The organism is Vibrio atlanticus, from assembly GCF_024347315.1.
In the GTDB taxonomy this organism is placed as follows: Bacteria; Pseudomonadota; Gammaproteobacteria; order Enterobacterales; family Vibrionaceae; genus Vibrio; species Vibrio atlanticus.
The window spans coordinates 1-13226 of the sequence record NZ_AP025460.1; the positions used below are offsets into that span (position 1 = coordinate 1).

Below are 13226 nucleotides of genomic sequence, written 5' to 3' on the forward strand. Positions count from 1 at the left end.
GTGTCATCTTCGCTTTGGTTGCAATGCTTGCAACAGCTTCAAGAAGAGTTACCAGCTACAGAATTCAGTATGTGGGTACGTCCGTTACAAGCGGAGCTCAATGGTAATACTCTAACTCTATTTGCACCAAACCGATTTGTACTCGATTGGGTGCGCGATAAGTACCTAAATAGCATTAACCGTTTGCTACAAGAATATTGTGGTAATGATATCCCGCATCTTCATTTTGAAATTGGGAACAAACGAGTTACGGCTCCAAAATCTGAGACTATCGCCCCAGCTCGTACCCGCACAGCCGCTGATGTGGCCGCTGAATCGTCAGCACCTGCGCAGTTACAAGCTCGTAAGCCTGTTCACAATATCTGGCGTGATGAAGAGCCTGTAGCGGTTGATCTTAACCACCGTTCAAACGTAAACCCAAAACATAAGTTCAATAACTTTGTTGAGGGTAAATCAAACCAATTGGGTTTAGCGGCGGCACGTCAGGTTTCTGATAATCCAGGAACAGCCTATAACCCGTTGTTTTTATACGGTGGCACCGGTTTAGGTAAGACACACTTGTTGCATGCGGTGGGTAATGCCATTGTTGATAATAAGCCGAATGCGAAAGTGGTTTACATGCATTCTGAGCGTTTTGTTCAGGATATGGTGAAGGCGTTACAAAATAACGCGATTGAAGAATTTAAGCGCTACTACCGTAGTGTTGATGCTTTGCTTATCGATGATATCCAATTTTTCGCAAATAAAGAGCGCTCTCAAGAAGAGTTCTTCCATACCTTTAATGCGCTGCTTGAAGGCAACCAACAGATCATCCTAACCTCTGACCGTTATCCAAAAGAGATCAACGGGGTAGAGGATCGTCTTAAATCTCGCTTCGGCTGGGGTTTGACGGTAGCGATTGAGCCTCCTGAGCTTGAGACTCGTGTTGCGATCTTAATGAAGAAAGCCGAAGACCACCAAATTCACCTTGCGGATGAAGTGGCATTCTTTATTGCTAAGCGTTTACGCTCTAACGTTCGTGAGCTAGAAGGCGCATTGAACCGCGTTATTGCGAATGCAAACTTCACTGGCCGTCCGATCACGATCGATTTCGTGCGTGAAGCACTGCGTGACTTACTTGCCTTGCAAGAAAAACTGGTCACTATTGATAATATTCAAAAGACAGTCGCTGAATACTACAAAATCAAAGTTGCTGATCTATTATCTAAACGTCGTTCTCGTTCTGTTGCTCGTCCACGCCAACTGGCGATGGCACTGGCTAAAGAGTTAACCAACCACAGCTTGCCTGAGATTGGCGATGCATTCGGTGGCCGTGACCACACGACCGTACTGCATGCTTGTCGTAAGATTGCTCAGTTGCGTGAAGAGAGCCACGACATTAAAGAAGATTATTCGAACTTGATTCGTACCCTTTCTTCTTAATACACAGTATTCTTAACCTTAATAAGCAGAATCTTGGCCACGTACTATTACGCAGTGCCATTTAGACCGTAAGAGCAAGATATGAAATTTACCATTGAACGTAGTCACCTGATTAAGCCATTACAACAAGTATCTGGCGCACTCGGTGGCAGGCCAACGCTTCCAATTCTAGGAAATCTACTGATTAAAGTAGAAGATAACGTGTTGTCGATGACAGCAACGGATCTAGAAGTTGAACTGATCAGCCGTGTAACGCTTGAAGGTGATTTCGAAGCGGGCAGCATTACTGTACCTTCACGTAAATTCCTAGATATCTGTCGTGGCTTGCCAGACAGCTCAGTGATCACTGTGGTATTGGATGGCGACCGTATTCAGGTTCGTTCTGGTCGTAGCCGCTTCTCATTAGCAACATTACCTGCGGCAGATTTTCCAAACATTGAAGACTGGAGCAGTGAAGTTGAAGTGTCAGTGACACAAGCTGAGCTACGCGGTCTTATCGAGAAAACCCAATTCTCAATGGCGAACCAAGATGTTCGTTACTACCTCAACGGTATGTTGTTTGAGATTGAAGGTTCGATCCTACGAAGTGTCGCAACTGATGGTCACCGTATGGCGGTATCTCAAGCACAATTGGGTGCCGATTTTGCTCAGAAGCAGATCATTGTTCCTCGTAAAGGTGTGCAAGAGTTAGTGAAGCTACTGGATGCACCAGAGCAACCGGTAACGCTGCAGATTGGTAACTCTAATGTGCGTGCTGAAGTGAACAACTATGTCTTCACTTCTAAGCTGGTTGATGGTCGTTTCCCTGATTATCGCCGCGTAATGCCGCAAAATACTACCAAGACACTTGAAGCTGGTTGTGATGAATTACGTTCAGCATTTTCTCGTGCTGCGATTCTGTCGAACGAAAAATTCCGTGGTGTTCGCGTTAATCTTGTAGATAGCGAGATGCGCATTACCGCGAACAACCCAGAACAAGAAGAAGCGGAAGAAGTGTTAGATGTTAACTTCGACGGTGACGCGCTAGAGATTGGCTTCAACGTAAGCTACGTATTGGATGTTCTGAACACACTACGTTGTGAGCAAGTTCGCATCTCAATGTCAGACGCCAATGCGAGTGCTCTTATCGAGAACGCACAAGACGACAGCGCGATGTACGTTGTTATGCCTATTCGCTTATAAGCGTTGTTTGTGATGTTTACTGATCAACAACGTTTACCTATCGAGTCGTGATTGAAGATTAATATGAAGACGTTATGCCTTTATCGCGCTTAATCGTTAAGCAGTTTAGAAATATAGAAGCCTGTGACATTAAACCGTCATCAGGCTTTAACTTTCTTATAGGGGCTAACGGGAGCGGAAAAACCAGTGTCCTTGAAGCGGTATATCTGCTCGGACATGGTCGCTCATTTAAGAGTTCACTCACCGGCCGTATCATACAAAACGAGTGCAGTGAGCTGTTTGTACATGGCCGTTTTATGACCTCGGATCAATTTGAGCTGCCAATTGGCATTAATAAGCAGCGCGATGGCACAACAGAGGTTAAAATAAGCGGTCAAACTGGGCAAAAATTGGCTCAGTTAGCACAGGTTTTACCTTTGCAGTTGATTCACCCGGAAGGGTTTGATTTACTAACCGATGGACCTAAGCATCGCCGCGCATTTATTGATTGGGGAGTCTTCCACAGTGAGTCCGGCTTTTATGATGCATGGGGCAGGGTAAAGCGCCTCAATAAGCAACGAAACGCCTTATTGAAAACGGCAACACACTATCGAGAACTAAGCTATTGGGACCAAGAATTGGCCCGTTTAGCTGAAAGTATCAGCCAGTGGCGTGCCACTTACGTTGAGCAGCTTAAAGAAGTCGCCGAAGAAATCTGTGCGACCTTCCTTCCTGAGTTTGAGATAAAGATTAACTATTATCGTGGTTGGGACAAAGACACCCCATACGCCGATATTTTAGAAAATAATTTTGAAAGGGATCAGCAGCTTGGTTACACCTTTAGTGGGCCAAACAAAGCGGATCTGAAGATAAAAGTGAACGGCACTCCAGTGGAAGATGTCTTGTCACGAGGTCAATTGAAGTTGATGGTGTGCGCGCTGCGAGTAGCGCAAGGGCAGCACCTCACTCAAATGACAGGTAAGCAGTGCATCTATTTGATAGATGACTTTGCTTCCGAATTAGATAGCCAACGCCGAGCACGTCTTGCTGAGTGTTTAAAGGCAACCCAGGCTCAAGTTTTTGTAAGCTCTATTACCGCTGATCAGATTGCAGATATGCATGACGAAAATAGCAGGATGTTTCATGTGGAACATGGCAAAATAGAGCAAGGATAATTAGTCAGAGAGTAACTATGTCAGATAATTACGATTCATCGAGTATTAAAGTACTGAAGGGTCTGGATGCGGTACGTAAGCGTCCTGGAATGTACATTGGCGACACGGATGATGGTACCGGTCTGCACCACATGGTTTTTGAGGTGGTAGATAACTCTATTGATGAAGCACTCGCTGGTCACTGTAATGACATCATTGTAACTATCCATGAAGATAGTTCTGTGTCAGTAAGCGATGACGGCCGTGGTATTCCAACAGAATTGCACCCAGAAGAAAAAGTATCAGCAGCAGAAGTAATCATGACGGTTCTTCACGCTGGTGGTAAGTTCGATGATAACTCGTACAAAGTATCTGGTGGTTTGCACGGTGTTGGTGTTTCAGTAGTTAACGCACTTTCTAAGCAAGTTACTCTTACTATCCACCGCGGTGGCAAAATCCACACTCAAACATACTGTCACGGTGAGCCTCAAGCGCCACTAGCGGTTGTGGGTGATACGGACAAAACAGGTACAGAGATTCGTTTCTGGCCGAGTGAAGAAACCTTCACTAACATCGAGTTCCATTACGATATTTTAGCTAAGCGCCTACGCGAGCTATCATTCTTGAACTCCGGTGTATCAATTAAGCTAATTGATAAGCGCGAAGAAGACAAAATGGATCACTTCGAATACGAAGGCGGCATCCAAGCGTTTGTTGAACACCTTAATACCAACAAAACACCAATCATCCAAAAGATTTTCCACTTTGATTCAGAGCGTGATGACGGCATCACTGTTGAAGTTGCAATGCAGTGGAACGATGGTTACCAAGAAAACATCTACTGTTTCACCAACAACATCCCTCAACGCGATGGTGGTGCTCACTTAGCGGGTTTCCGTGCTGCACTAACGCGTACCTTGAACAGCTTCATGGACAAAGAAGGCTTCTCGAAGAAAGCGAAGACTTCAACATCAGGTGATGATGCTCGTGAAGGTTTGACGGCGATTGTTTCGGTGAAAGTGCCAGATCCTAAGTTCTCAAGCCAAACTAAAGACAAGCTGGTTTCTTCAGAAGTGAAGTCTGCCGTTGAGTCTACGATGGGTGAGAAGCTATCTGAGTTCCTAATTGAGAACCCAGGTGAAGCGAAAATCGTTTGTTCTAAAATTATCGATGCAGCACGTGCTCGTGATGCAGCGCGTAAAGCTCGTGAGATGACTCGTCGTAAAGGCGCATTAGATTTAGCGGGTCTTCCAGGTAAACTAGCTGACTGTCAGGAAAAAGATCCTGCACAGTCTGAACTATATATTGTGGAAGGAGACTCTGCTGGCGGATCAGCCAAGCAGGGGCGTAACCGTAAGAACCAAGCAATCCTGCCGCTTAAAGGTAAAATCCTTAACGTAGAGAAAGCGCGTTTCGATAAAATGCTGTCTTCTCAAGAAGTCGCAACGCTAATCACAGCCCTTGGTTGTGGTATTGGCCGTGATGAATACAACCCAGATAAACTGCGTTACCACAACATCATCATCATGACCGATGCCGATGTCGATGGTTCTCACATCCGTACTCTGCTACTGACGTTCTTCTACCGTCAAATGCCTGAGCTGATTGAACGTGGTTACATCTACATTGCTCAACCGCCACTTTACAAAGTGAAGAAGGGTAAGCAAGAGCAGTACATCAAAGATGAAGATGCGATGAACCAGTATCAAGTATCTTTGGCTTTAGACAATGCAGAACTGCACGTAAATCCTGAAGCACCTGCGTTTGCTGGTGAAGGCTTAGAGAAGCTTGTTCAGCAATACAATGCAGGCATCAAGCTCGTTGATCGTATGAGCCGCCGCTACCCACGTGCATTGGTTCACGAACTGATTTACGTTCCTCGCCTAACCGCTGAGCAGTGTCATGATGACGCGGTGGTTGAAGCTTGGGGTAAGCAGCTAGTAGAGCAGCTAAACGGTAAAGAAGCGGGTGCAAGCCAATACAGCCTTGAAGTTGAAAAACACGAAGAGCTAGGTTTAAGCGTGCCTAAGATTGTGGTTCGTACTCATGGTGTAACTCATGAACACGTACTGAGCATTGATCTGATTAACTCGAAAGAGTTTGGCAAGCTAGCGGATCTTTCTGAAGCACTTGATGGCCTGATTGAAGAAGGTGCTTACATTAAGCGTGGCGAGCGTACTCAAGAAGTTTCTAGCTTCGTTGAAGCTCTGAACTGGTTAGTGAAAGAGTCTCGTCGTGGCCTGAGCCTACAACGATACAAAGGTCTAGGTGAGATGAACCCTGATCAGCTTTGGGAAACAACAATGGATCCTGAAACTCGTCGTATGATGCAAGTAACGATTGAAGATGCTGTTGGTGCTGACCTGTTGTTTACAACGTTGATGGGCGACCAAGTAGAACCGCGTCGTAACTTCATCGAAGAAAACGCACTTAAAGTAGCTAACCTAGACGTTTAGTATCTTTGATACTTCGCTCTTTCGCTTAATTTCTGTGTCAGAGGTGCTCACATACATTCGTATGCTCCGCGCCTCTTCCTTGAACTAAAACGAAATAGCTTCGTTTCAAAAAACTCAATATCTTATTGAAAAGACTGTCAGAAATGACGGTCTTTTTTGTTTTTAAGTGATTGAAAAATATTGGATTGGAAAAATAATTGAAAATAAACGCTTGAAACTATTTTGTTCAATCCACATATCTAGTTGTGAAGAGGATGACTGTCTTGCTCTACAAGAGAAGAAACAGAACCTTCATAACCGTTGCTAGAGTATCGCTCAATAGAGGATAACTTTGGCAGCACACAATTTAAAAATTGATTCATTGTCATGTCCCAGAGTTGTCACTAAACGAGGTGAAACCCGTGGAATGCGAATTGAATCCCTTAGCTGTTTACTAGGTCACACACAGGTTCGATCTAAGTAAAATTCGCAGCTAAGACTATTGCTTACTAAAAGGATAGCATTATGAGAACTGTAGATTTCACTCCACTTTACCGCAACGCAATCGGCTTCGATCGTCTATTCAACATGATGGAAGCGAACACATCGAAGAACTCTTCTGGCGGTTACCCTCCATATAACATCGAGCAAAAAGATGAGAACAACTACCGTATTACTATGGCCGTTGCTGGTTTTGCAGATGATCAATTAGACCTTACTCAAAAAGAGAACATGCTAATTGTTAAAGGTGAGCGTAAAGCTGAAGCAGAGAAAACCTTCGTATATCAAGGTATTGCCGAGCGCGATTTCGAACGTAAATTCCAACTGGCTGACTACGTAAAAGTGGTAGGTGCAAGTATGGAAAATGGTCTTCTTCACATTGACCTAGAACGCGAAATTCCAGAAGCGATGCAACCACGTAAGATTGCTATCAACGGTAATAGCCTACTAGAAGGCTAATACCCGTCATACTTGAAGCTACAGCGTTGTTGACGTCGTAAATTCCCCCTAATTACATAGGTTCCCTATGCTCATAGGGCTGAATTTTCTAGTCGCCTAGCTGAACCCCCAATTATTTAGGGTATTCAAGTGACAAACATTATCGGGAAGTAGAAGTGAAAGAGCACCAGTACCTTGAAGAAGGTCGGTGCTCTTTTTGTATTTGGGTTACAGTAAGCTAAAAGCTCAGATTACTGTTCTGAGTAAGCCTTTTTCACTTCTTCAGCAATGATTGAAATGCCTTTCTGCATCGCCTCATCATCTTGCACGTAGTTCATGCGTAGACATTGATGGGCATGATCCCATTCGTCTTCTTGGCCGATAAAGAAGTATTCACCCGGAACAATCAATACGCCACGAGCTTTGAGGCGGTCGTACAGCTCCATGGTGGTAATCGGCAGTTCATCAAACCATAGCCATAAGAAAATAGCGCCTTCAGGCTTATGGATACGGAAGCGAGGGTCATCGATCGCTTCTTGTAAAAGCTCAACCGCACGTAGAGATTTGTCTTTATAGAAAGGTTTTATTACCTCACTGCTCAAGCGCAGTAAATCGCCTTTTTCAATCATGTGATTGGCAATTGCAGGGCCGACACTGTTTGGTGCTAGGCTGATAATGCCATTCATGTTGGTCAGAGCTTGTGTTACTTCTTCGCTCGCAATCACGATACCGCAACGTACACCCGGTAAACCAAGCTTAGATAAGCTCATGCACAGAATGGTATTTTCATTCCAGAACGGTTCGACATCTTCAAAGATGATGTTTGGAAACGGTAGGCCATAGGCATTATCGATCAGTAGCGGAATGTTGTTTTCACGCGCCAGTTTATCCAGTTTACGTACTTCTTCGTCGGTCAACACGTTACCGGTTGGGTTGGTTGGGCGAGAAGCACAGATAGCGGCAACCGAGTCATCAACCTTGAGCTGTTCAAAATCAACGTGGTATTTAAACTGGCGGTTTTCTAGCAGTTCGATCTCTGGGTGGTAAGAGATAAAAATATCGTCATCAATGCCCGCATCGCCGTAGCCGATGTATTCTGGTGCGATCGGCAACAATATCTTCTTGTGAGAACCGTCTGGCTGTTGACCCGCTAACAGGTTGAATAGGTAAAAGAAGCCACTTTGACTGCCGTTGGTCAGGCTGATGTTTTTCTCGCTGATGTCCCAACCATAGGTCTCTTTCAGCATTCCAGCTAACGACTTAATGAAGCTGTCTTTACCTTGTGGACCATCGTAGTTGGCGAGGGCGGCAATGAGTTCTCCACTGGCGAGCATGTCGGCACTGGCTTGGTTAAAGTAATCGAGCATGGCTGGGATAGCGGCTGGGTTACCACCACCGAGCATAATTGCACCAGAAGTTCGCAGGCCATCATTCAAATCATCCATTAAACGAGTGATTCCAGAGTATCGATTAAACTTTTCACCAAACTTTGAGAACTGCATTACTTATTTTACCTAATTCATTGTGATTGCTTGTTATGTGTCATTAAGGCAGACCTTATGTCTACCATCAGTGTGTTCCTTGAACATACCGCAATGTTTTTGCGACGCATAGCGCCAAATGCTCTAACACGAAAAAAACTTCTATAAAGTTTAACTAATGAGTGTCTGCTTTCTTATTGGACGAGTGTTTCGTGCTCAAAAAAGGAGAAGCCTAAGCTTCCCCTTTAGTTTCTACTATTTTATGTCAATGAACGGTTATTTCGAGCCGGTGTACACAACCAACACCTTGTCATCTTGGTATTGGCGCTCGAAGGCATAGTAGCCCTTGCTGTTACGGATGATGTGCTTGCCTTGAGCAACCGCTGGGTGGCGTTGGCGGAATTGGCCAAGCGCTTGCCAGTGTTCCAGCAACTCCGCTCGTTCGCCTGTAATTTGATCCCAAGGCATGTCTGAACGGGTGCCCTGCATCGGATCTGATCCTGTTGGGCCAAAATCTCGTGCAATCTCATCACCGTAATAGATCTGCACTGCACCGGGAGTCAGCATCAACGCGTTTGCAGCTTTGGTTTGTTTAGCAAAGTCACTGCCGTGCTGTGTCCAGAATAACGAGGTGTCGTGAGATGAAAGGTAACTCAACACGTTGAACTCACTGTCACTGTTGATCTTGTCTGCGTAGCGTAGGTAGTCAGCATCGAGATCGGATAGACACTTAAGTGCTTTGGGTGCGATATCACTCTGGAATTCAAAGTTGATGATCGAATCAAACCCGTTAGCGAAATAGTCTGATTTCACTACGCTGTGCGCCCACACTTCACCTGTCATCCAGAATGGTAGGTCATCCAACGCTTTGTCTGGGTTGTTTTGCTTCCATTCTGCAAGCGCTTGGTTAGTGCTATCTTTAAGCTCTGTCCACGCATCTAACTCAACGTGCTTGGCGGTATCGACCCTAAAACCATCAACGCCATATTCGCGCACCCAATCTGATAGCCAAGTGATTAAATGGTCACGAGGGATTTGGAGTTCATCGGTCGCGCTGGTGGACTTATTGCGATAGAAGTTAGGCAGCCCGGTTGTCTCTGTCGACTCTGTTTTGAAATCGGGCAGGTGTGCCAGAGACATGGTGAGGTTGTTGTAACCCGGAGAGTCATAAGCACCAATGTCGCTGCGTAACCAAGCTTTACCCCACCATTTCTCCCACGCTTCTTTGTCACTGTAAGAGATGTAGTTATTGAAGTAGTGCCAGTTCTGGCCTGCTTCTGGTTGCCAATCTGTCCAGTTTTCGCCGAGGGTTTGTTTAGCTTGTTCATCGGTAAGGTTGAGTTTGCCGAAGTCGAACTCTTGCATGTCGGCAAGCGTGGCGTAGCCAGTGTGGTTCATCACCACATCCCAAACAACGCGAATGCCTTTGCTGTGCGCGGTATCGATGAAGGTTTTCAGTTCGTCTTCGGTGCCCATGTTGTCATCGAGCTTGGTCCAGTCTTGGTGGTAGTAGCCATGGTAGCCATAATGTTTGAAGTCGCCGCGATCGCCACCGCCAACCCAGCCGTGGATCTGCTCTAGTGGAGAGGTAATCCAGATAGCATTGGCACCGAGCGATTCTATATAGTCGAGTTTTTCGGTTAAGCCTGCCAAGTCACCACCGTGGAAGGTGCCGATGTCATCTTGTCCGTCTTGGCTGCGACCATAGCTGTTGTCGTTATCAGGATTACCATTATGGAAACGGTCGGTCATTACGAAGTAAACCGTGGTGTTGTCCCAACTAAAATCGGCCTTGGTTTCTGGTTCTACTTTCTCAAGCAGCAGAACACCTTGGCTATTTTCTGCTGGCTGCATGGAGACGCTGCCGTTGGTTACAGTCGCTTGTGTGCCTGAAAGAGCATCTCTAACTAAGGTGCCATCGTCAAAGGTCTGAGCAACATTGACAGTGGTTGGCTGATCACTAGGAACCGGACAAGCAAAGCTTTGTACTTGTTGCTGCTTTGGCTTTATCTGAACCGTGAGTTCATTGGTTTGTGGGTTGAGCGTAAATTGGTAGGTGTTAGCACGAAAGATCTTAATCTCTATTTCAGATTTATCGGCGCAGTCGTTTAGGCGAAGGGGCTTATTGAATTTGATGCGGCTTTCTTCAGCCAGCGCAAAGTTGGTACCACAGGTATTTTGAGTATCGCCGATAGAGAAGGTATAGCTACCTTTAGCGAGTTCCTGTTCTGCAATCACGGTACCTTTACCTGTTGATTCAAATACGACAGTGTCGTTATCAATCGTCAGTAGTAGGTTGTTATCACTGGTTTGGCTGCATGCGCTGAGTGCGAGTATTGAAAGCGCGAGTACTGTTTTTTTCATTGTTCCCTTCCCCTGAATAAACAGGTCAGTTATAGCAAACTATGCCCTCTACAGTCTGAGTGCTGATTCATTCAGTTAATCAATAACACCTCTACAAACAAATGCTTGGTTCACAAAAACAAAAAGGGAAGCTTTCGCTTCCCTTTGGGTGTTTACCTGTTGTTGCTCAGAGTATGAATTAGAGCAACAGACTCACTCGTGCTTATTTTTGCAGTAGAGAGATGTCAGCAATCTGTAGGAACAGGTTACGTAGGTTGTTCAGTAGCGTTAGACGGTTCTTCTTAAGCGCTTCATCATCAGCCATAACCATTACGTTATCGAAGAATGCATCAACAGGTTCACGTAGATCAGCAAGCTTGCTTAGGGCTTCTTGGTAGTTGCCTGTTGCGAATGCTGGTTCTAGTGCTTCCGTCATGACTTCAACGTTTTCAGCCAGTGCTTTCTCTGCGTCTTCTTGAAGAAGAGTTAGGTCGATTTCTGCTGGTAGTTCGCCATCGAATTTCGCAAGGATGTTACCTACACGTTTGTTCGCTGCTGCTAGTGCTTCTGCTGCTTCCAGTTCACGGAAGTGAGAAACCGCTTTAACACGTTGGTCAAAGTCTGCAGGCTTAGTTGGACGACGTGCTAGTACCGCTTGGATGATATCAACGCTGAAACCAGCATCTTGGTACCATGCGCGGAAACGACCTAGCATGAAGTCGATAACGTCAGCTTCTACGTTTTCGTTGGTTAGCTTGTCGCCTAGTAGCTCTTTCGCTTTACCGATCAGATCGGTTAGGTCTAGGTTGTAGCCGTTTTCAACGATGATACGTAGCACACCGAGTGATGCACGACGTAGCGCAAATGGGTCAGAACCTTTTGGAGCTTGGCCAATACCGAAGATACCTACGATAGTGTCTAGCTTGTCTGCCATTGCTACTGCAGATGAAATACCAGTGCTTGGCAGTGTGTCACCCGCGAAACGAGGCATGTACTGCTCGTAAAGTGCCAGTGCTACTTGCTCGTCTTCACCATCGTGAGTCGCGTAGTGCATGCCCATCACACCTTGAGTATCCGTAAATTCGAATACCATAGATGTCATTAGGTCACACTTAGCCAGTAGGCCTGCACGCTTAGACTTTTCAACGTCAGCATCGATTTGCTCAGCAATGTAGCCAGCAAGTTCTGTGATGCGGTCGGTTTTGTCTTTGATAGTACCCAATTGCTTCTGGAAGATAGCTTGGTCTAGTTCAGCAAGACGATCGATCAGCGGGCGCTTACGGTCTGTGTTGAAGAAGAACTCAGCATCAGCAAGACGTGGACGTACAACCTTCTCGTTACCTTCGATTACGTGACGAGGCTCTTTAGACTCGATGTTCGAAACGAAGATGAAGTTTGGTAGAAGGTTCTTATCAGCGTCATACACTGGGAAGTACTTTTGGTCGCCTTTCATGGTGTAAACCAAGGCTTCAGAAGGCACTTTTAGGAACTCTTGCTCAAACTTAGCAGTAAGCACCACTGGCCATTCAACCAAAGAGGTAACTTCTTCAACAAGGTCATCTTCTAGGTCTGCAATACCGCCAACCGCGTCTGCTGCTTTTTTAGCATCAGCAAGGATGATCGCTTTACGCGCATCGTAATCTGCCATTACTTTACCGCGCTCTTCTAAGATCGCAGGGTATTGGTCAGCAGAGTCGATAGTGAACTCTTGTTCGCCCATGAAACGGTGGCCACGGATAGTACGAGCAGAAGCTACGCCTAGGATCTCGCCTTCAACAAGCTCATCACCTAGTAGTACTGTCAGTGTTTTCACTGGACGGATAAATTGAATGTCTGAGTTACCCCAGCGCATTGCTTTAGGGATTGGTAGGCCAGCGAGAGCTTTCGCAGCGATGTCCATCACCAATTCTTGAACAGGTTTGCCAGCTACTTCCTGTTTGAAAAGAAGCCACTCGCCTTTGTCTGTTTTCAGGCGGTCAGCTTGCTCAACAGTAATACCGTTACCACGAGCCCATCCTTGTGCAGCTTTAGTCGCGTTGCCTTCAGCATCGAATGCGACAGAAATTGCAGGACCGCGCTTCTCAACGACTTTGTCTGCTTGGCCTTCAGCCAGTGCCGTCACTTTAAGTGCTAGACGACGAGGTGCTGCGTACCACTTAATGCCTTCGTGAGAAAGCTCAGCCGCTTTAAGGCCCGCTTCAAAGTTAGAAGCAAAGGCTTCTGCTAGAGAACGAAGTGCCGTTGGTGGAAGCTCTTCCGTACCCAGTTCAATTAGAAAATTCTTCGCCATG

At 45.8% G+C, this 13226-nt stretch carries 8 protein-coding genes; 5 read left to right on the forward strand and 3 right to left on the reverse strand.

Annotated features, from left to right (window positions below):
- The 5 genes from dnaA to OCV30_RS00025 all read left to right on the forward strand — a co-directional run bounded on the left by dnaA (position 1) and on the right by OCV30_RS00025 (position 7132).
- A complete protein-coding gene (dnaA, locus tag OCV30_RS00005; RefSeq protein WP_009848136.1) occupies positions 1–1422 on the forward strand; it encodes a chromosomal replication initiator protein DnaA in 1422 nt (473 codons plus the stop codon).
- Positions 1423–1503: 81 nt separating this feature from the next.
- Entirely contained in the window at positions 1504–2604 is a 1101-nt protein-coding gene (gene dnaN / locus OCV30_RS00010; RefSeq protein ID WP_010433159.1) for a DNA polymerase III subunit beta, read from the forward strand.
- A gap of 74 nt (positions 2605–2678) precedes the next feature.
- Positions 2679–3758: a DNA replication/repair protein RecF gene (recF, locus tag OCV30_RS00015; RefSeq protein WP_065678316.1), complete on the forward strand. Its 1080-nt coding sequence runs from the start codon at positions 2679–2681 to the stop codon at positions 3756–3758.
- Between the two features lie 17 nt (positions 3759–3775).
- Positions 3776–6193 carry a DNA topoisomerase (ATP-hydrolyzing) subunit B gene (gyrB, locus tag OCV30_RS00020; protein ID WP_017081727.1) on the forward strand — a complete coding sequence of 806 codons (2418 nt, stop codon included), beginning with the start codon at positions 3776–3778 and terminating at the stop codon, positions 6191–6193.
- Positions 6194–6697: 504 nt separating this feature from the next.
- The gene (locus OCV30_RS00025) at positions 6698–7132 is read left to right on the forward strand and encodes an Hsp20 family protein (protein ID WP_009848140.1); all 435 of its coding nucleotides are present in this window, start codon (positions 6698–6700) and stop codon (positions 7130–7132) included.
- Positions 7133–7362: 230 nt separating this feature from the next.
- Here OCV30_RS00025 and OCV30_RS00030 read toward each other — a convergent pair whose 3' ends face one another.
- The 3 genes from OCV30_RS00030 to glyS all read right to left on the reverse strand — a co-directional run bounded on the left by OCV30_RS00030 (position 7363) and on the right by glyS (position 13225).
- Complete coding sequence (locus OCV30_RS00030) at positions 7363–8613, reverse strand: valine--pyruvate transaminase (RefSeq protein WP_065678315.1); 1251 nt, start codon at positions 8611–8613, stop codon at positions 7363–7365.
- A 255-nt stretch (positions 8614–8868) separates the two neighbouring features.
- Positions 8869–10956 carry an alpha-amylase gene (locus OCV30_RS00035; protein WP_065678314.1) on the reverse strand — a complete coding sequence of 696 codons (2088 nt, stop codon included), beginning with the start codon at positions 10954–10956 and terminating at the stop codon, positions 8869–8871.
- Between the two features lie 202 nt (positions 10957–11158).
- Positions 11159–13225, reverse strand: coding sequence for a glycine--tRNA ligase subunit beta (glyS, locus tag OCV30_RS00040; RefSeq protein ID WP_065678313.1), 2067 nt, complete (start codon positions 13223–13225; stop codon positions 11159–11161).
- Position 13226: the final 1 nt, after the last annotated feature.